18 protein-coding genes and 1 tRNA gene are annotated in these 17,739 nt (G+C 73.0%); 8 read left to right on the top strand and 11 right to left on the bottom strand.

The window, feature by feature from the left end; translation table 11 throughout:
- Positions 1-6: 6 nt before the first annotated feature.
- The gene (locus ABFX54_RS08055; RefSeq protein WP_346102768.1) at positions 7-849 is read right to left on the bottom strand and encodes a hypothetical protein; all 843 of its coding nucleotides are present in this window, start codon (positions 847-849) and stop codon (positions 7-9) included.
- A 167-nt stretch (positions 850-1,016) separates the two neighbouring features.
- Between ABFX54_RS08055 and ABFX54_RS08050 the strand changes: the two genes are divergently transcribed.
- A complete protein-coding gene (locus ABFX54_RS08050; protein ID WP_346102766.1) occupies positions 1,017-2,003 on the top strand; it encodes a DUF3616 domain-containing protein in 987 nt (328 codons plus the stop codon).
- A 52-nt stretch (positions 2,004-2,055) separates the two neighbouring features.
- Here ABFX54_RS08050 and ABFX54_RS08045 read toward each other — a convergent pair whose 3' ends face one another.
- Together ABFX54_RS08045 and ABFX54_RS08040 are read right to left on the bottom strand one after the other, a co-directional pair.
- Positions 2,056-2,775 (bottom strand): peptidyl-tRNA hydrolase, encoded by a 720-nt coding sequence (locus tag ABFX54_RS08045; RefSeq protein ID WP_346102764.1) that lies wholly within the window; start codon positions 2,773-2,775, stop codon positions 2,056-2,058.
- Positions 2,772-4,034, bottom strand: coding sequence for an MFS transporter (locus ABFX54_RS08040; protein ID WP_346102763.1), 1,263 nt, complete (start codon positions 4,032-4,034; stop codon positions 2,772-2,774). Before ABFX54_RS08040 ends, ABFX54_RS08045 begins: the two co-directional genes overlap by 4 nt.
- A gap of 71 nt (positions 4,035-4,105) precedes the next feature.
- Between ABFX54_RS08040 and ABFX54_RS08035 the strand changes: the two genes are divergently transcribed.
- The 5 genes from ABFX54_RS08035 to ABFX54_RS08015 all read left to right on the top strand — a co-directional run bounded on the left by ABFX54_RS08035 (position 4,106) and on the right by ABFX54_RS08015 (position 7,994).
- A complete protein-coding gene (locus tag ABFX54_RS08035; RefSeq protein WP_346102761.1) occupies positions 4,106-5,056 on the top strand; it encodes a GlxA family transcriptional regulator in 951 nt (316 codons plus the stop codon).
- Between the two features lie 84 nt (positions 5,057-5,140).
- Positions 5,141-5,962: an SAM-dependent methyltransferase gene (locus ABFX54_RS08030; protein WP_346102759.1), complete on the top strand. Its 822-nt coding sequence runs from the start codon at positions 5,141-5,143 to the stop codon at positions 5,960-5,962.
- A 71-nt stretch (positions 5,963-6,033) separates the two neighbouring features.
- Positions 6,034-6,645 carry a CGNR zinc finger domain-containing protein gene (locus tag ABFX54_RS08025; protein ID WP_346102758.1) on the top strand — a complete coding sequence of 204 codons (612 nt, stop codon included), beginning with the start codon at positions 6,034-6,036 and terminating at the stop codon, positions 6,643-6,645.
- A gap of 48 nt (positions 6,646-6,693) precedes the next feature.
- Positions 6,694-7,137 (top strand): VOC family protein, encoded by a 444-nt coding sequence (locus ABFX54_RS08020; protein WP_346102756.1) that lies wholly within the window; start codon positions 6,694-6,696, stop codon positions 7,135-7,137.
- Entirely contained in the window at positions 7,137-7,994 is an 858-nt protein-coding gene (locus tag ABFX54_RS08015) for a pyridoxamine 5'-phosphate oxidase family protein (RefSeq protein ID WP_346102754.1), read from the top strand. The genes ABFX54_RS08020 and ABFX54_RS08015 overlap by 1 nt, the downstream gene beginning before the upstream one ends.
- A 46-nt stretch (positions 7,995-8,040) precedes the next feature.
- Here the strand turns inward: ABFX54_RS08015 and ABFX54_RS08010 are convergent, their stop codons facing one another.
- The 4 genes from ABFX54_RS08010 to ABFX54_RS07995 form a co-directional block, all read right to left on the bottom strand.
- Positions 8,041-8,943: a GNAT family N-acetyltransferase gene (locus ABFX54_RS08010; RefSeq protein ID WP_346102752.1), complete on the bottom strand. Its 903-nt coding sequence runs from the start codon at positions 8,941-8,943 to the stop codon at positions 8,041-8,043.
- Positions 8,944-8,971: 28 nt separating this feature from the next.
- Positions 8,972-9,220 (bottom strand): hypothetical protein, encoded by a 249-nt coding sequence (locus ABFX54_RS08005; protein ID WP_346102750.1) that lies wholly within the window; start codon positions 9,218-9,220, stop codon positions 8,972-8,974.
- Between the two features lie 112 nt (positions 9,221-9,332).
- Positions 9,333-9,405: transfer RNA gene (locus ABFX54_RS08000), tRNA-Ala, on the bottom strand.
- A gap of 152 nt (positions 9,406-9,557) precedes the next feature.
- Entirely contained in the window at positions 9,558-11,051 is a 1,494-nt protein-coding gene (locus ABFX54_RS07995; protein ID WP_346102748.1) for a vWA domain-containing protein, read from the bottom strand.
- A 223-nt stretch (positions 11,052-11,274) separates the two neighbouring features.
- Between ABFX54_RS07995 and ABFX54_RS07990 the strand changes: the two genes are divergently transcribed.
- Positions 11,275-12,945, top strand: a complete 1,671-nt coding sequence (locus ABFX54_RS07990; RefSeq protein WP_346102746.1) for an asparagine synthase-related protein — start codon at positions 11,275-11,277, stop codon at positions 12,943-12,945.
- Here ABFX54_RS07990 and ABFX54_RS07985 read toward each other — a convergent pair.
- The 4 genes from ABFX54_RS07985 to ABFX54_RS07970 all read right to left on the bottom strand — a co-directional run bounded on the left by ABFX54_RS07985 (position 12,914) and on the right by ABFX54_RS07970 (position 16,345).
- The gene (locus ABFX54_RS07985) at positions 12,914-13,444 is read right to left on the bottom strand and encodes an isoprenylcysteine carboxyl methyltransferase family protein (protein WP_346102744.1); all 531 of its coding nucleotides are present in this window, start codon (positions 13,442-13,444) and stop codon (positions 12,914-12,916) included. The two genes, ABFX54_RS07990 and ABFX54_RS07985, sit on opposite strands and share 32 nt — an antisense overlap.
- Positions 13,441-14,460: a type III polyketide synthase gene (locus ABFX54_RS07980; RefSeq protein ID WP_346102743.1), complete on the bottom strand. Its 1,020-nt coding sequence runs from the start codon at positions 14,458-14,460 to the stop codon at positions 13,441-13,443. Before ABFX54_RS07980 ends, ABFX54_RS07985 begins: the two co-directional genes overlap by 4 nt.
- 113 nt (positions 14,461-14,573) lie before the next feature.
- Entirely contained in the window at positions 14,574-15,680 is a 1,107-nt protein-coding gene (locus ABFX54_RS07975; RefSeq protein ID WP_346102741.1) for a 50S ribosomal protein L11 methyltransferase, read from the bottom strand.
- A 26-nt stretch (positions 15,681-15,706) separates the two neighbouring features.
- Complete coding sequence (locus ABFX54_RS07970) at positions 15,707-16,345, bottom strand: TetR/AcrR family transcriptional regulator (protein ID WP_346102739.1); 639 nt, start codon at positions 16,343-16,345, stop codon at positions 15,707-15,709.
- A 22-nt stretch (positions 16,346-16,367) separates the two neighbouring features.
- On the opposite strand from ABFX54_RS07970, the gene ABFX54_RS07965 reads away from it, so the two are divergent.
- Positions 16,368-17,735, top strand: coding sequence for an MFS transporter (locus tag ABFX54_RS07965; RefSeq protein ID WP_346102737.1), 1,368 nt, complete (start codon positions 16,368-16,370; stop codon positions 17,733-17,735).
- Positions 17,736-17,739 lie beyond the last annotated feature (4 nt).

The raw sequence follows: 17,739 nt of genomic DNA, 5'->3' as shown, positions 1-17,739 counted from the left end.
GATCTTCTAGCCTAGAACACGCACCCCTGAGGCCACGCGGCCGATGTCGCGCCACTGCTTTCGCTGCGAATCCGGCACTGTGACGAACGCAAGTCCCGGCTTGCTCATTCCCCCGTCCATGATCACGACGGCGGCGCGCGAGGTGTGCTTCCCGTACGTGACGCGGTAGACGAGCATCCAGCCGCGCTTGACCGGCTGCGAGGCGAGCCAGGTGATCCTGGCGTCGTCGGGGTGGTGGTTGAGCGTCCAGCGGGCGGCCAGCAGGGCGGTGTCGCGCGGGGACTTCTGCTCCAGGATCGGCAGCGGGCAGGTGACGAGCATGCCGCGCACGTCCGCGCCGCGCGTCCTGGGCAGGACCTGCTTGGTGGTGAACGGCGCCGCCCCGTGCGGCTTCCACGGGCCGGACAGGCGCGGCACCGCGAGCCCGGTGCGGGCGTCCTTGACGAAGCGCTTGCCCGGGGAGCGCAGGGGGATGCGCTTGACGCCCCGGGAGAGCTTGGGGACGCGCGGGTCGGCGTACAGGGCCTCCATGGCCGTGTAGCCGGGCGCCAGAGACCCACTGGGTGACGGCGTCGGCTGCTGCGCGGGAGCGGCGCTGGCAGGCGGATCCGAAGGCCCGGACGAAGGCTCCTGCGAGGGCCCCGCGGACGGCTCCGCCGACGGCTCGGACGACAGGGGGGACGACAGGGGGGACGACGGGGCGGAGCCGGACGAGGGCGGTGCGGCCGGCGGCGCGGTGACCGGCCCCGCCGCGACCTCGTCCGGCTCCGACGGGAGCACCATGACCAGCGCAGCGACTACCGCCGCGACGGCGGTGGCCATGGCCAGCCCCCGGTACACGTCCCGCATCCGCAGATCGCCGATGCGGGAGCGTTTGGGCGGAGAGGCAGGGATCCCATGCCGTGCGGCCGTTGTCACTCGGGAACCCTTGATCTCATCTTCCCCATGGAGCACGACGGGAGCGTACGACATATCCCGCCATCGCGTCCGGGAAGCGACCGAAGTGCAATCATGGCGTGGTGGAACAGGTGGAGTTGCGATTCGACCATGCTTCGCAAGCGGCGCAAACGCACACAAATCTCTCAGCGATCCGCCAGAGCTCCACCGGGCTCTGGGTCGCCGGCGACGAGACGGCGACCTTCGAACACCTCACGTGGACCGGCGACCACTACGGCGCCCAGCGCACCTTCCGCCTGGCCGACTACGTCAGCCTGCCCGCCGGTCCGGACGACGAGGCCGACATCGAGGGTCTGGCCAGGACGGACGGCCACCTCTGGCTGGCCGGCTCGCACAGTCTCAAGCGCAAGCGGGTCAAGTCCAAGGACCCGGCCAAGGCCGCCGACCGGCTCGCCACCGTGGTCAGGGAGGAGAACCGCTTCATCCTCGTCCGCCTGCCGCTGGACGAGGCCACCGGGACGCCCCTGCCCGGCGCGATCCTCTCCGGCCGGGACAACCTCGCCGAGGCGCTCAAGGACGATCGGCACCTCGCGCCCTTCCTGCCGCTGCCGGGCAAGGACAACGGCCTCGACGTCGAGGGCATCGCCGTCACGGGGGACCGCGTGCATCTCGGGCTGCGGGGTCCTGTGCTGCGGGGCTGGGCGGTGGTGCTGGAGCTGCGGATCGAGGACGCGGGCAAGGGACGGCTGCGGCTGCGCGAGCCGTACCGCAAGCACTTCCTGGACCTGGGCGGGCTGGGCGTGCGGGACATGTGCCCTGACGGGGACGCGCTGCTGCTGCTCGCCGGGCCCACCATGGACCTCGACGGGCCGGTACGCGTCGTACGGTGGCAGCCGGACCGGCAGAACGGCAGGCGGCCCGGCGTCGTGCCGGAGGGCGAGCTGGAGGTCGTCGCCGACCTGCCCTACGGCGTCGGCTGCGACCACCCCGAGGGGCTGGTGCGGCTGGCGGACGGGCGGCTCATGGTCGTGTACGACAGCCCGTCGCCCGCGCGCATCACCCCGGCGGGCGGCGTGCTGGCGGACGTCTTCACCCTGCGCCCCTGAAGCCCGTGGCGTTCACCCCGCGCCCGTAAACCCGTGGCACGGGGACGCGCGTTCAGGCCCCGCTGGTGGGGACGCGGCCGTAGAGCCAGGGCGCGTCCGCGACGAACGTGCACGAACCCGGCTCGATCTCCGTGAACCCGGCGTCGCGCACCACGGGCAGCCCCGCCGCCACCATGGAGTCGAACTCCTCCTGGGTGCCGGCCATGCGTACGGACACCGCCAGCCCCCGCTCACGCCACGTGGCCCGCTCGTCCGCGTCGCTGGCCCACCAGGCGAGCTGGGCGGCGTGCCCGGCCTGGGCCATGGCCTTGCCCGCGGACATCTCCAGCGCCGGGTTGGCCCACAGGATCGGCGGCCCGGCGGGCACCGGCGGGGTGGTGTCGGTCAGCTCGGTGCCGGAGACCTGCAGCCTGGCCAGGTCGCGCGGCCAGTCGTCGAGCGGCACGGGCGGGTGCACGCGCACCTCGGCCGTGCGGTGCTCGATCGTGCGGCCGGGCAGCGCGAGCGCCCTGCGCCACTCGGCGCCCCTGGCCCGGCGCACGACCTTGCGGATCTTTCCGGTGGACTGCCAGGCGTGCAGCTCGCCGGTCCACTCCCCCGGCTCGTCGAGGAGGCTCAGCACGGCCATGGCGGCGGCCTCCAGCGCGTCGGTGCGCTCAGGAGGCCCCTGACGAGGTCCCTTCGCAGGGCCGGGGCCGGGGCCGGGTGAGGTCTGGGGTGCGGCGCGCTCGATCCTGACGACGAGGGGCAGCACGTAAAGCTCGCTGTTCATCGTCTCCTAGCATGCCCGATGGCCAGGGACATGCCGGCGGCGAGGAGGCAGAGGGCGCCGGAGGCGTACCAGGCCAGGTCGTACGCGCCCAGCTGGTCGCGGGTGAGCCCGGCGCCGACGGCGGCGAAGGCGGCCCCGACCTGGTGCGAGCCGAACACCCAGCCGAACACCACGGCCCCGTCGGCCCCGTAGATCCGCCGGCACAGCGCCACCGTGGGCGGCACGGTCGCCACCCAGTCCAGGCCGTAGAAGATGATGAAGATCAGCATGCTGGGCTCGGCGGTGGCCGCGAACAGGCCGGGCAGGACCATCAGCGACAGGCCGCGCAGCCCGTAGTAGACGCCGAGGAGCACCTTGGGGTCGATCCTGTCGCTCAGCCAGCCGGACGCGATCGTGCCCGCGATGTCGAAGATGCCGATCACGGCCAGCAGCCCCGCGGCGACGGGCTGGGCCATGCCGTGGTCGTGGGCGGCGGGGATGAAGTGGGTGCCGACGAGGCCGTTCGTACTGGCTCCGCAGATCGCGAAACCGCCCGCCAGCAGCCAGAACGGGCGCGTCCGCGCGGCCGAGGCGAGCACCGAGACGGCCCGCACGGCCGCGTTGACCTTCGCGGCCGGCGCGGCGGGCGCCGCCTCAGGATCGGCCCCGAGCGCCGTCGTGCCGACGTCCTCGGGCCGGTCGCGCAGCAGCCACCACACGAACGGCACCACGGCCAGCGCCGCGACGGCCACGGTCAGCGAGGCGAAGCGCCAGCCGGGCCCCTGCGCGAGCTGGGCCAGCACGGGCAGGAAGACGAGCTGCCCGGTGGCGCCGGCCGCGGTGAGCACGCCGGTGACCAGGCCGCGGTGCCGGACGAACCAGCGGTCCACCACGGTCGCGGCGAACACCAGCGCCATCGACCCCGTGCCGAGCCCCACCAGCACGCCCCAGAACAGCAGCAGCTGCCAGCTGGCCGTCATCAGCACCGTCAGCCCGCTGCCCGCGGCGATCAGCAGCAGGGCGACGGCGACCACGCGGCGCATGCCGAAGCGGTCCATGAGCGCGGCGGCGAAGGGGGCGGTCAGGCCGTAGAGCACCAGGTTGATCGAGACGGCCAGCGAGATCGTACCCGCCGACCAGCCGAACTCCTCCTGCAGCGGCGTGATCAGCACGCCCGGCGTGGCCCGGAACCCGGCGGAGCCCAGGATGGCCACGAAGGCGACGGCCGCCACGTACCAGGCCCGGTGGAGTCGGCGCGTGGGGGTGGTGCTCAAGGTCATGCGCCCATCCTGGGATATCCCGCCACATGGCCACGAGTGGCCGGAAAGCCAATATGTGTAAGAATCCGGCCATGGTGCATCGTGTCGCGGTCGTCGTGCTCAACCATTTCGCCCCGCTCGACCTCGGCGTGCCCGGCCAGGTGTTCTGGGCGGCGGAGAGGCCGTCGGGCGAGAAGCTGTACGAGGTGGTGACGTGCTCGGAGGGCCGCATGCCGGTGCGGTGCAACGCGGGCTACAGCGTGCTGCCCGACCACGACCTCGACGTGCTCGACACGGCGGACACGGTCCTGGTGCCCGGCATCCACGCGGGCCGGGCGCTGCGCGACGGCACGATCTCGGACACGCTGCGGCGGGCGTTGCGGGGGCGGCCTCGGACCATGTCGATCTGCACCGGCTCGTACGTGCTGGCGGCGGCGGGCCTGCTCGACGGCCGCCCGGCCACCACGCACTGGCGTGAGGCGGCCCGCTTCGCCCGCCTGTTCCCCCAGGTCAAGCTGGATCCCGACGTGTTGTTCGTGGACGACGGCGACGTGCTGACCTCGGCGGGCGTCGCCTCCGGCATGGACCTGTGCCTGCACGTGATCAGGCGCGACCACGGCAGCGAGGTGGCCAACAGGGCGGCGCGGCGCTGCGTGATGCCGCCGTGGCGGGAGGGCGGCCAGGCTCAGTACATCGACCGGCCGCTCCCGTACGGCGACGGCGGCGGCACGGCGGCCACCCGCGACTGGATGCTCGCCCACCTCGACGCCCCGCTCGACCTCACCGCGCTGGCCGGGCACGCCAGGATGAGCGTGCGCACGTTCACCAGGCGCTTTCGCGAGGAGACCGGCATGAGCCCGGCCAGGTGGCTGACCGGGCAGCGGGTGCAGCACGCCAGGCGACTGCTGGAGACGACGGATCTCGGCGTGGAGGAGGTGTCCAGGCGGGCGGGCTTCCGTTCGGCGGTCTCGCTGCGCCAGCACCTGCACGCGGCGGTCGGGGTGTCGCCGCTCGCCTACCGCCATACCTTCCGGCGCACCTGATCGGCCGCTCGCCGCATGACCCCCCGGAACGCTCCGGCCTGGCTCGTAGACTTCGCGGCAGCGAAGCCACCGGGAGGGCGGGAGATGACCGAGGCGGACCGCGCACCAGCCGGGATCGACCCCACCGTGCCCAGCGTCGCCCGCATGTACGACTACTACCTCGGCGGGCGCGACAACTTCGCCGCCGACCGCAGGGCCGCCGAGGAGATGATCAGGCTCGGCCGCAGGATGGGCAACGACACCCGGCGGATCGCCCTGGCCAACCGCGCCTTCCTCGGCCGCGCGGTGCGCTCGATCGCCGAGGCGGGCGTGCGCCGGTTCGTCGACATCGGCGCCGGGCTGCCGACCCAGGACAACGTGCACCAGGTGGCCGCGCGGCACGTCTCCGGCTCCCGCGTCGTCTACGTGGACAACGACACGATCGTGCTCGCCCACGCCCGCGCGCTGCTGGCCAGGCAGCCGGACGTCATCGCGCTGGAGGGCGACCTGAGAGACCCCGACGCGATCCTCGACGATCCGCTCGTCACGGGGCATCTCGACCTCTCCGAGCCGTACGCGGTCCTCATGGTGGCGGTGCTGCACTTCATCACCGACGACGCCGAGGCGGCCAGGATCGTGGCCCGCGTGCGCGAGCGGCTGCCGCGGGGCTCCTACCTGGTGCTCTCCCATCTGTACGCGGGCGACGTCACCGACGAGGAGGCACGGGCGGGCCAGCGGGTCTACGCCGCGACCGACTCGGGTGGCCTGGCCAGGCGCGGCTACGACACCATCGCGTCCTATTTCGGAGGGATGGAGCTGGTCGGTCCCGGCGTCGTGCCGGTGGCCGACTGGACGCCCGACGGGACGCCCGGGGAGGCGTACGACCTGGTCAGGTCGGGCATCCTCGCCGGAGTCGCCCGCGCCTGACCTCCCGAGCAGACAGCAGTCCCGACTTCTTTCTCACGGCAAGAAAGTCGGACACGCGTTAGGTTGAAACGGTGTCGCATCTCAGTCTGGACTTCGTCAGCACGATCAGAGCCGACCGTTCCGGCCTGGTCGACGCCCTGTCGGACGCGGACGGCCTGACGACCTGGGCCCGCGAGCACGCGGCCGAGCTGGGCCTGGATCCCGGCTTCACCGCCTCCGGCGAGCTGCGGGAGCAGGTCGTACGCCTGCGTCAGGCCGTACGCGCCCTGTTCGCCAGGGCCGTGACCCCGGAGCCGCCGAGCCGGGCGGACGCGCCCGAGCTGCCCGGGTTCGAGGAGTCGCTGGCCCTGGTCAACGCCGCCGCCCTGGCGGCCCCCACGGCCGCGCAACTGTCCTGGAACGGAGCGCCGTCCCTCGTCGTCACCCCCGCACGGGGGACGGACGAGCCGGCCCGGCTGTGCGGGCGACTGGCGACGGCGGCGGTGGAGTTCCTCGCCGGCCCGGACCGGGCCCTGCTGCGCACCTGCCGGGCGCCGCGTTGCGTGCTCTATTTCGTCAAGGAGCATCCGCGCCAGGAGTGGTGCTCGACGGCCTGCGGCAACCGCGCCCGCGCGGCCCGGCACTACCGGGAACACAAGAGGCGACCCGCTTCTAACGCCATAGACGCAAATTTGCCGTTATAGTCCCTCTATAACGGCAAATCAGCGCCGCATGCATGAGAGGAGTGAGGCATGTCCTTCCAGACTGGGCATATCGGGCTCAACGTCACCGACGTCGAGGCGTCCAAGGAGTTCTACCGGCGCGTCTTCGGGTTCACGGTCGCCCGCGAGTCCGAGGAGGACGGCCGGCGCTACGTGTTCCTGGCCGAGAACGGCACGCTGAAGCTGACCCTGTGGCAGCAGAGCGAGGGCCGCTTCGCCACCGCCCGGCCCGGGCTGCACCACCTTTCGTTCCAGGTGGCGGACCTGGAGGCGGTCCGGCGGGCCGAGCGGGTGATCAGGGAGCTGGGCGCGGTCGTGCACCACGGAGGCGTGGTGCCGCACGGCGAGGGCGCCACCTCGGGCGGCGTCTTCTTCGAGGACCCCGACGGCATCCGGCTGGAGATCTCCGCCCCGGACGGCGCCGGCGACCGCCCCGCGCCCACGACCGGCGCGCCGACCTGCGGTTTCTTCTAATGCGCGCACACCCTGGCGAGGTCGCGGTGCAGCGGCGCAACGGCGTCACGCACGACCGCGGCAGCGCGCGGACCAGGCCGGAGATCCCCGAGGTCGCGGCCGCGTTCCTGGGGGCGCAGCGCATGATCGTGATCGGCGCCGCCGACGAGCTCGGGCGGCTGTGGGCGAGCGTGCTCACCGGCCCCGCCGGGTTCGCCACGGCCGCGGGCGAGCGCACGATCGTGCTGCGCGCCCTGCCCGGCGCGGGCGATCCGCTGCACGGGCTGTTCGAGTCCGAACGGGACCTCGGCCTGCTGGCCATCGAGCCGCACACGCGGCGCAGGATGCGGGTGAACGGCAGGGCCGTACGGGACGGGGACACGCTCGTCGTCCGGACCGAGCAGGTCTACGCCAACTGCCCCAAGTACATCCAGACCCGCGAACCCACCTCGGCCCCCGGCACCCCGGCCGTCCTCGGCCACGGCACCACCCTGGACCTTCGGCAGTCGGACCTGATCGCGGCGGCCGACACGTTCTTCATCGCCACGCGCGCCGAGGGCTACGGCGCCGACGTGTCGCACCGGGGCGGCAACCCCGGCTTCGTCCGGGTCACCGGCCCGCGCTCACTGGAGTTTCCCGACTATCCGGGCAACACCATGTACATGACCCTGGGAAATCTGGAGCTGGATCCGGCGGCCGGGCTGCTGTTCCCCGACTGGGAACGCGGCGGGACCCTGCAGCTCACCGGGCGGGCGCGGGTGGAATGGGGCTCGGAGCCGGTGGTGCGGTTCGAGCTGGACGCGTACGTCGACCGCGCCGGGACCCTGCCCGCCGGCTGGACCGCCCCCGGCTACCACCGCTTCAACCCGCCCGTCTGATCGCGCCACTGATCGGGCCGATGATCAGGCCGATGATCAGGCACGCTCATCGCGAAAAGCGTTTCTCGAACCAGTGATGGGCGTACGGCTCGTCGTTGAACGCCGCCACCTCGTCGTAACCGGCCGCCCGGTAGAGGGCGACGGCCTCGGTGAGCGCGCGGTTGGTCTCCAGCCGCAGCGTACGCGCGCCGTGGCCGGCCGCCCGCGCCTCCGCCTCGGCCAGCAGCCGCCGGCCGAGACCGAGCCTGCGGGCCGTCGGGTCCACCCACATCCGCTTGATCTCCGCCCACCCGGAACCGGCCCTGGAAGCGGGGTGCAGCTTCACCGCGACGCAGCCCACCGGCTCGGCGTGGAGCATCGCGACCAGGAACATCCCGGCGGGCAGCCGCACCTCCTCGTCACCGGCCGGGATGCCGCGCGCGGGATCGAACCCGTCGTCGAAGCGGCGGGCCAGCTCGGCGAAGTAGGCCCGCAGGCAGTGGCGGGCATGGGGATGGCGGGGGTCGAGCACCTTCACCTCGACCATGGAGGCGACCAGCAGCCGCTCGACCTCCGACATCGCGGCCACCAGGCGCTCGCGCTGGGTGCCCGAGAGCGGCCGCAGGATCGACGCGGCCGCCTCGTCGGAGCGGCGGTCGAGCTCGGCCCGCTCGGCCAGCCCGGCGGCGGTGAGGCGGGCCGTGCGAACGCGTCCGTCGGGGCCCGCGCCGCCGACCTCCACCAGCCCGTCGGCCTCCAGCGAGCGCAGCAGCCTGCTCATGTAGCCCGAGTCGAGCTCCAGCCGGGCCCGCAGCGCGCGGATCTCGCTGCCTTCCGCGCCGATCTCCCACAACACCCGCGCCTGGCCGAGGGCCCGCCCCCTGGCCAGGAATCCCTCGTTGAGCGCCCCTATCCGCTGGGTCACGGTCCGCTGGAAGCGGCGGACCCGTCCGATCGCCGTGTCGTCCATTATCTGACTCTAGTCAGTATCAGCCGGTTCACAGGAGCGGATCCGCGACGGGGACCGCGCTGTAGTCCTCACCCGCGACGGGGCGGATCTCCTTCCAGTGCACCCAGCGCGCGCTCGCGTCGTGCCGGGCCCGCGGCGGCCACAGCAGGTATCCCCACCGCGCCCCCTGGGCGTCGTCACCCCAGGCGAGCAGGTAACGCTCCGCGCCGTCGCGGATCGCCGCGGCGTGCTCGACGACGGGCGGCCTCCAGATCTCAGGCAGTTCCACAGGGTCCATGTCGTCTATTATACGAACGACAGTTCGATACATCCACGGTTTCGGGGGATCCGTCCGGGCTCCGGACGCACGAAAGGCCGCCCCCGATCGCGGGAGCGGCCTTCGCCGAGAGTGGAGCTATGGGGATTCGAACCCCAGACCTCCTCCATGCCATGGAGGCGCGCTACCAACTGCGCCATAGCCCCTCGTGCCTGTCAAAAGTGTAGCCGACTCCGGGACTCCCGGCGCACACTCGCCGATCGGGCCCGCGGCCGGCGCATCGCGGCAGACGCGGCAGACACAGGGCGGCCCGGGCCGGGGACGGGCGGGGGCCCGGGGCCGGGCCGCCGCGCCTGCGTCAGCGGATCGACTTCGCCCGGTCGATCAGCGTGGCCAGCTCCGACACCATCGGGTCCTCCGAGGTGGCGGCCAGCCGGTTGGCGTGCTCGCCGAGCGAGCCCAGGTCCATGCCGAACGCCTCCTTGTCGCGCAGGTAGCCGGCGAACGCGGCCACCACCACGTCGACCTGCAGCCGTACCGGCGCCTTGTCCCAGACGGAGGCGGCCAGATCGCCGGAGCGCAGGGACTCGCTCGTCTCGGACGCGGCCCTGGTGTCGGGGTCCTGCCAGCGAACGGTGGCCTGGGCGAGCTGGCCGTCGGCGCCGGGCTTGAGCTTGAGCGCGTACAGGGCGGTGACGGAGTGGCCGGGGCCGACCTCGCCGCCGTCGCGGCTGTCGTCGCGGAACTCCTCCGCCGACAGCGCCCGGTTCTCGTAGCCGACGAGCCGGTAGCTCTCCACCACGGACTGGTTGAAGACCACCTGGGCCTTCGCGTCGCGTGCGCGCAGCTCGATGGTGGCGGGCAGCTGGGTGGTGAAGATCTTCTCGGCCTCCTCCTCGGAGCTGACGTACACGGCCATGCCGTCGCCGTTGTCGGCGAGCTGCTCCATGAGCTCGTCGCCGTACTCCCTGCCGACGCCGACGGTCAGCAGCGTGACCTGCTTGCCCGCGTGCTCCTTGACCCGGTCGAGGAGGGCCTGCCACTGGGTGCTGCCCTGGTTGGCCAGGCCGTCGGACAGCACGATGACCCGGTTGGTGGCGGCGGGCCTGAACGCCTTGGACGCCTCCTGGTAGCCGGTGACCAGCCCGGCCTCCAGGTTGGTGCCGCCGGCGACGGTGAGCTCGTTCACCGCCCGGCGCAGCTCGTCCCTGGCGGTCAGCGGCGTCATCGAGGCCAGCAGGCTCGCCTCGTCGCTGAAGGAGACGATCGAGACCTGGTCGCCGGGCGCGAGCTGGTCGAGCAGCTTCTGCAGGGCGGACTTGACCAGGTCGAGCCGGCCGGCCTCGGCCATCGAGCCGGACACGTCCACCACGAACGTGAGGTTGGCGGGCCGCCGCTCGGCCGCCTGGCTGGCGCGGGTCTGCAGGCCGACCCGCATGACGGCCTCGTCGCGCCCGGGCAGCCTGGCGCCGTCCACGTGCACGGTGAACCCGTCGTCCGGCGGCTGCGCGTAGTCCTGCCTGAAGGCGTTGACCCATTCCTCGGGGCGGATCTCGGCCGGCGCGGGCCAGCGTCCCTCCTTGAGGGTGCGGCGGGCGTAGCCGTACGAGGCGGTGTCCACGTCGAGGGCGAACGTCGAGATCTGCGCCGCGGTCGTGTCCTGCTCACCGTCCTCGCGCGCGGCCTGTTCGTCCTGCTGCTTCGGCGAGGCACTGGACACGGCGGGGGGGCGCTTCTCGTCCACTTGCGCGGGAGCGGCCTCTCCGCTGGTGCCGCTCTCACCGCCGCCACAGGCCGCCAGACCGAGCAGGGCGACGAGGCCGGCACCGACGATCAATGGGCGAAATCTCATTTCAACCACCTCCGAGTCGTACGACGGAATGTGGTTCGAGGCGGCCGGGTCGGTGACATAAGCGAGTACAAACCGCGATCAATGCGTGATCAGTTGTAACAAATGTGGCAATTGGGATAAATATCTACTTGTGCGTGTTTATCTCGGCCTGGCTGCGAAACGGGGGGAAATCCCCGCCCGTGCCCTGGACCGGGTCCGTTCGCTGATCGAATCCGCTTTTCCGGTGCCGCCCGAGGTCGTCCGCGGGCGTGAATGGCACGGCCGCGGCGTCTCCCTGTTCGCCTGGACCAACGAGCCGGACGACTCCCGGCAGCCGCCGCTCCTCACCGAGCACGACGGCCGGATCATCGGGCTGAACGGCCACCTGGCCGACCCCGCCGACGTGACCCGGCTGCCCGACGACTCGGCGGGCGGCTGTTTCTCGGCCTGGATCGCCCGCGACGGCGAGCTGTCGGCGAGCACCGCGATCAACCGGGTCTGCCCCGTCTTCCACGCCGAGACCCCCGACCTGCACGTGGCCGGCAGCCGGGCCCTGCTCGTGCACCTGGCGGCCCGGGACGACGACCGGGTGGAGCACGACGTGCTCGCCCTCCAGACGATGGTCAGGCAGGGGTTCTTCCTGTCGGACGAGACGCCGTACAAGGGGGTCTCGGCGCTGCGGCCGAGCTCACGCCTGCTGGTACGGGACGGCGCCCGCACCATCACCGAGACCCCGCTGCCGCAGGCGGCGCCCATGCCCACCTCGGCGCGGCGCAAGCGGGCGGCGATCGGCGAGCTGGCCGACGCGCTGCTGGCCACCGTCGAGCCGCTGCGCGACCTGGGCGAGCCGGTGAACCTGGCGCTGACCGGCGGGCGCGACACCCGGGTGCTGGCGGCGCTGCTGCACGCGGCGCGGGTGCCGTTCCGGGTGACGACCAACGGCCTCGACACGCATCCCGACGTGATCATCGCACGCGTGATCGCGGCCAGGCTGGGCGTGGAGCACACGGTCATCGCGCCGCCGCAGACCGCCGCGAAGGACGCGGTGCTGGTGGAGCATCCGCTGAGCCGGGCCTGGGAGACACTGCGCACGTGTGAGGGGATGACCTCGGCGTACGAGACGATCGTCAGCTATCTCCCCTACTCCGGCAAGCCCACCATGTCGGGGCAGAGCGGCGAGACGCTGCGGGCCGGCAGCCTGAACCTGCTGCAGACCGACCTCGGCGACAAGGCGCTGCGGCGGCGCATCGAGACGACCTTCGGCAAGGACGCCAAGCTCTTCACCGCCGAGGCCAACGAGCACGCCCAGGAGCTCGCCCGGCCGTGGCTGGCGCGAACGGACCGGCTGGAGGCCCTTGATCACCTTTACATCTGGTACAAGGTCGGCCGCTGGCAGGCCAGCGCGCGGGCGGGTTCGCTGCGGCGCGGCGATCCGGTGCGGCCGTTCCTGGACAATCGGGTGGTACGCGCGGCGCTGAGCCTGGATCAGAGCTGGCGGCTCTCCGAAGAAGTGATTTATACCCTCATATTGCGGCTGGCCCCGAAATTGCGGGACGTGCCGATCGAGGGAAAGCCGTGGCGCTTCGCCGCGAACCAGGCTCCCGCACTGTTCAGGAGACGCCTGCCCGAGCACCTGCCCACCGCCAGGACCGCGGGCGGGTGGAGCTGGCGGACCAGCCCCGGTCCCGCGCTCACGGACCTGCTGCGCGACCAGGTGCTCGGCAGCCTCGACGCGCTCACGCCGATCGTGAACCCCGACGAGGTGCGCGCGCTGTTCGCCGCCCCCGTCGTGGCCAAACCCGCCCTGGCCTGGCATCTCTACACGGTCAGCACGCTGCTGACCGGCCTGTATCCGGGCAAGCAGCCCGAGGGCCTGCCGCGGATCACGGTCTCCAGGCCGGATCCCGCCCGCTGAGGCCCAGGGCCGCGTTCTCGACGCGGATGCGGACCGTGAGCAGCGCGGCGTTCGCCGCCGTGAAGGCGAGCGCGGTCAGCCAGGCGGAGTGCACCAGCGGCAGCGCGATCCCCTCCGCGACCACGGCCACGTAGTTGGGATGCCGCAGCCACCGGTACGGCCCCCGGCGCACCAGCGGCAGCCCCGGAACCACGACCACGCGCGTGTTCCACCGCCGGCCCAGCGTGCCGACGCACCACCAGCGCAGGCCCTGGGCGAGCACGACGACGGCGAGCATGGGCCAGCCGAGCGCGGGCACGAAGGGGCGCTGGAGCAGCCACACCTCGGCCGGGGCGGCGATCAGCAGCGCCACGTGGGCCACGACGATCCAGGGGTAGTGCCCACCGCCGTGCTCGACGCCGCCGCGCGCCCTGGCCCAGGCCAGGTTGCGCCGGGCCACGACCAGCTCGGCCAGCCGTTCGAGCACGACCGCGCCGATCAGCAGCAGGTAGGCCGTCACCAGTGCAGCAGGAGCAGTTCGGCGGAGAAGCCGGGCCCCAGGGCCATGAGCAGGGCGGGCGTGCCGGGCCGGCCGCGCGTCTCCTGGAGGACGTGGAGCACCGAGACCGAGGACAGGTTGCCGTGCTCGCGCAGCGAGCGCCAGGTGACGTCCAGGGCCTTGGGCTCCAGGTTCAGCGTCTGGAGGATCTTGTCGATGACCTTCGGGCCGCCGGGGTGACAGACCCAGCTCGCGACCTGCTCGGGAGTCAGGCCGTAGTCGGCCAGGAACGCCTTGATGTCGGCGGCCAGCACCTGCTCCACGAAGTCGGTCAGGTCCGCGTCGAGCACGATGCGGAAGCCGTGGTCGCCCACCTCCCAGCCCATGAGGTGCTCGGTGCCGGGATAGAGGCGGCTGCGGGTGGCCACGACCTCGGGGCCGCGCCCGCGCCCCGTCGCCACCACGGCCGCCGCCCCGTCGCCGAACAGGCCGCTGGCGACCAGGTTGGCGATCGAGGTGTCGTCACGCTGGACCGTCAGCGAGCACAGCTCCACGCACACCAGCACCGCGACGTGGTCGGGCCAGCCGCGCAGGTAGTCGTGCAGGCGGGCCAGCCCTGACGCGCCCGCCGCGCAGCCCAGCCCGAAGACCGGCAGCCGTTTCACGTCGGGCCGCAGCCCCATCCGCTGGGCCAGCCTGGCGTCGAGCGAGGGCGTGGCCAGGCCGGTGGTGGAGCAGAACAGCAGATGATCAACCTTTTCCGGGGATATATCCGCTTTGCGCAGCGCGCCCGCCATCGCCTGCTCGCCGAGTTCCAGGGCCAGCTCCACGTAGGTGTCGTTGGCCCGGCCGAACGAGTCGAGCTTGGCGTAGTCGGCCAGCGGCAGCACCAGGTTGCGGCCCTCCACCCCGGTGGCCGCGTGGAAGCGCCGCAGCAGTTCCTCGTCACAGCTGGTCAGCCGGGAGAACGCCTCGGTGATCTCCGCCTGCTCATAGCGGTGATCAGGCAAAACGGTCTGTACTCCCGAGATGTGCATACACCTCTCCTGCCGCTGAAAGGGCCCGGCTAACCTGCGCGCGCCACTGCCGGCCCCTCCCAGTCGGACCAGCGTTACCGCCGGCGCGCCGAGCGGCCCGAAGGCGCCGCCGCTCAGCGGGTGAGCCGCCAGAGCGAGGTCACCTCGGCGGCGCGGGCCGCGTGCAGCGGGTCGGCCACGTCGGCCGGCCGGTTGTGGCGCGGGGCCACGTCGAGGCGGGCGGCCACCCGCAGCCCCGCCCGGTCGAACTCCGCCAGCAGCTCCTCCCTGGTGCGCAGCCCGAGGTGCTCGGCCAGGTCGGACAGGATCAGCCAGCCCTCCCCCGCCGGCTCCAGGTGCTCGGCCAGCCCGCCCAGGAAGCCGCGCAACATCCGCCCGCCGGGATCGTAGACGGCGTGGTCGAGAGGCGAGGCGGGCTTGGCGGGCAGCCAGGGCGGGTTGCACACGACGAGCGGCGCCCGCCCCGGCGGGAACAGGTCGGCCCGCACGACCTCCACCTGATCGGCGAGCCCCAGGCGGGCGACGTTGTCACCGGCGCACTCGACGGCGCGGGGGTCGAGATCGGTGGCCACGACGTGGCGGACGCCGCGCCCGGCCAGCACGGCCGCCAGCACGCCGGTGCCGGTGCCGACGTCGAAGGCCAGCCGATCGTCCGCCGGCAGCGGCGCCTGGGCGACCAGATCGACGTATTCGCCCCTGATCGGGGAGAAGACCCCGTGGTGGGGATGGATGCGAGCGCCCAGCGCGGGAACGAGCACGCCCTTCCTGCGCCACTCGTGCGCGCCGATCAGCCCGAGTAGCTCGCGCAGTTGCCCGGCTCCTGGCGGGGCGTCGGGGCCGTACACCTCGGCGCAGGCCGCGCGCACGTCGGGCGCCCTGCGCAGCGGCACGACATTGCCCTCGGCGTAGGGGACGAGCAGCATGCCGAGCGTGCGGGCGCGCTGGGACCTGGCCTGGCGGTGGGCGTGGAAGCCGCCGGCGGGATCGGCCGGCTTGCAGCGCCGGCCCATGGCGCTGAGCAGCCGGCGGGCGTTGTGGAAGTCGCCGCGCCACAGCAGCGCGGTGCCCTCGCAGGCCAGCCGGTACGCGGTGGCGGCCGGCATCCGGTCGTCGGCCACGATCACGCGCCCTGGAGGGGCGACCCCCGACGCCGTACGCCAGACCGCCGACCGCTCCTGCCCCGCCTCGCTCCACCGGATCATGGCAACCGACCGTTTCACGGGCCGCGCCTTCGCGGCCACCTCTTTTACGATAGGAGCCCCGCGGCCAGCGCGCGAACGCCCTTGTCGTACGTGTCGCGGGCGGTCAGCTCCTCCCACCGGCTCCCCACCTGGCCCAGCCGCGGGAACCGCCCGGCGTCGATCTCGGTGAACACCCGCTCCCTGTAGGTGCTCCCGCCCTGCTCGCGCCGCTCGCGCGCGGCCGCCCGCCCGCCGATCTCGCCGATCGTGTAGTGCCAGACGATCCGGTACGCGTCCACCGCGTCCTCGATCGTCAGCCCCCCGCGTACCGCCGCGTCGATGATCTGCTCCGGATACCACAGCGCCCCGACCGCGAACAGGTCGTCGGCCCGCAGCACGTCCACCGCCCACGGGTGGCGGGCCAGCGCGTCGCGCATGGCCGTGGCCGCGGTCACCAGGCGCTCGCGCGGGTCGTCGGGCAGCTCGGGCCGGGGCGTGGCGGCGGCGTAGTCGTCGAGCAGCAGCAGGAGCAGCTCGTCCTTGTCGCGGACGTGGTGGTAGATCGCCATGGCCGTGGTGCCGAGCTCTCTGGCCAGCCGGCGCATGGTCAGGGCGCCCACCCCGTCCGCCTCGATCACCCGCAGCGCCGCGGCCACGATCTCGGCCCTGGTGATCTTCGGCGGTCGTCCCGTTCGCGTCGGCATCCTGCCATGCTACTTTCTATACATGTATAAAAACTCCTGGGCCGTGGCGGCCCTCGCGTTCGCGGTGGCCGTGGGCTCCCTTCAGATGACCGTGGTCGTCCCGCTGCTGCCGGGTCTCGAACGGCGGTGGGGGCTCTCCTCCACCACCGCCTCATGGGCGCTCACCGCCGGCCTGCTGTCCGGGGCCGTGTCCATCCCGCTGCTGTCGCGGCTCGGCGACATGTACGGCAGGCGCGCCGTCTCGCTGATCGCCCTCGGCCTGCTCGTCGTGGGGTCGGCCCTCAGCGCCGGGGCCGGCACACTGCCCCCGCTCATCGCCGGCCGGGTGCTCCAGGGCGCCGCCGCACCCCTGCTCGCCCTGGCCATCGGCCTGGTCAGGCAGATCGTGCCCGCGCACCGCCTGCCGGGCGCCATCGGCGTGCTCAGCTCGACCATCGGCGTCGGCAGCGGCGGTGGCGTCATCCTGGCGGGGCTGGTCGGCGGCGACCACCGGGCGGTGTTCTGGCTGCTGACCGGGCTCGGGCTGCTGAGCTTCGCCCTCGTCGCGGCCGTGGTGCGGGAGGAGCCGGCGCGCGGGGCCGGACGGCCCGACCTGGCGGGGGCGGCGCTGGTCACGGTGTGGCTGGTCTGCCTGCTGCTCGCGATCAGCAAGGGCACGGACTGGGGCTGGACGTCGCCGCTGACGCTCGGCCTGTTCGGCGCGGCCGCGCTGGTCGCCGCCGTCTGGGTGGTGACGGCCCGGCGCACGGCGGCGCCGCTGATCGAGATCCCCATGCTGCTGCACCGGGGGACGGTGGGGGCGACCGTGGCCTCGTTCCTGCTGGGGTTCGCCCTGTTCGCGCTGCTCAGCACGGTCTCGGCGCTGGCGCAGGGCGCGCTCGGGGCCTCGGTGCTGCAGGTCGGGATCTACCTGCTGCCGACGACGGCGCTGATGCTCGTGGTCTCGCTGCTGGCGGGGCCCCTGATGCGCCGGTTCACCGCCTCCGCCCTCGTCGCGGGCGGCTCGGCGCTGGTGACGGCCGCCGCCCTGTGGCTGGCGCTGTCCGGCCCCTCCAGCCCCGGCCTGTACGGCGCCGCGACCGTACTCGGCGCAGGCATGGGCCTTGGCTACGCGGCACTCGGCACGATGGCCGTCGAGCACGTGGAGCCCGCCAAGACCGCGGCGGCCGGCGGCGTGAACGCCCTGGTCAGAGTGGTGGGCGGCAGCGTGGCGGGCGCCGTGGGCGCGGTGGTCCTGTCGAGCGGCGGGACCGGCTGGAGCTTCGCCGTCGCGGCGGCGGCGGCCCTGCTGGCGACCCTCTTCGCCGCCGGCTACGGACGACTCGGCATGACCGACCGGCGCCCCGAGAGCGGACAGGCGCGCGAGCGGCCCCGGCGGGCCGTACGGTGACCTT

This window comes from Nonomuraea maheshkhaliensis (assembly GCF_039529435.1).
In the GTDB taxonomy this organism is placed as follows: Bacteria; Actinomycetota; Actinomycetes; order Streptosporangiales; family Streptosporangiaceae; genus Nonomuraea; species Nonomuraea maheshkhaliensis.
The sequence above is the reverse complement of the archived record's forward strand: the minus strand, read 5'-3'. Positions and strand labels throughout refer to the sequence as shown.

Coding starts and splice junctions, on each gene's coding strand:
- ABFX54_RS07970 (WP_346102739.1), bottom strand. CDS start 16,345: ATGCCGACGCGAACGGGACGACCGCCGAAGATCACCAGGGCCGAGATC.
- ABFX54_RS08015 (WP_346102754.1), top strand. CDS start 7,137: ATGCGCGCACACCCTGGCGAGGTCGCGGTGCAGCGGCGCAACGGCGTC.
- ABFX54_RS08020 (WP_346102756.1), top strand. CDS start 6,694: ATGTCCTTCCAGACTGGGCATATCGGGCTCAACGTCACCGACGTCGAG.
- ABFX54_RS08010 (WP_346102752.1), bottom strand. CDS start 8,943: ATGGACGACACGGCGATCGGACGGGTCCGCCGCTTCCAGCGGACCGTG.
- ABFX54_RS07965 (WP_346102737.1), top strand. CDS start 16,368: ATGTATAAAAACTCCTGGGCCGTGGCGGCCCTCGCGTTCGCGGTGGCC.
- ABFX54_RS08040 (WP_346102763.1), bottom strand. CDS start 4,034: ATGACCTTGAGCACCACCCCCACGCGCCGACTCCACCGGGCCTGGTAC.
- ABFX54_RS08030 (WP_346102759.1), top strand. CDS start 5,141: ATGACCGAGGCGGACCGCGCACCAGCCGGGATCGACCCCACCGTGCCC.
- ABFX54_RS08005 (WP_346102750.1), bottom strand. CDS start 9,220: ATGGACCCTGTGGAACTGCCTGAGATCTGGAGGCCGCCCGTCGTCGAG.
- ABFX54_RS07995 (WP_346102748.1), bottom strand. CDS start 11,051: ATGAGATTTCGCCCATTGATCGTCGGTGCCGGCCTCGTCGCCCTGCTC.
- ABFX54_RS08045 (WP_346102764.1), bottom strand. CDS start 2,775: ATGAACAGCGAGCTTTACGTGCTGCCCCTCGTCGTCAGGATCGAGCGC.
- ABFX54_RS08035 (WP_346102761.1), top strand. CDS start 4,106: ATGGTGCATCGTGTCGCGGTCGTCGTGCTCAACCATTTCGCCCCGCTC.
- ABFX54_RS08055 (WP_346102768.1), bottom strand. CDS start 849: ATGCGGGACGTGTACCGGGGGCTGGCCATGGCCACCGCCGTCGCGGCG.
- ABFX54_RS07980 (WP_346102743.1), bottom strand. CDS start 14,460: ATGCACATCTCGGGAGTACAGACCGTTTTGCCTGATCACCGCTATGAG.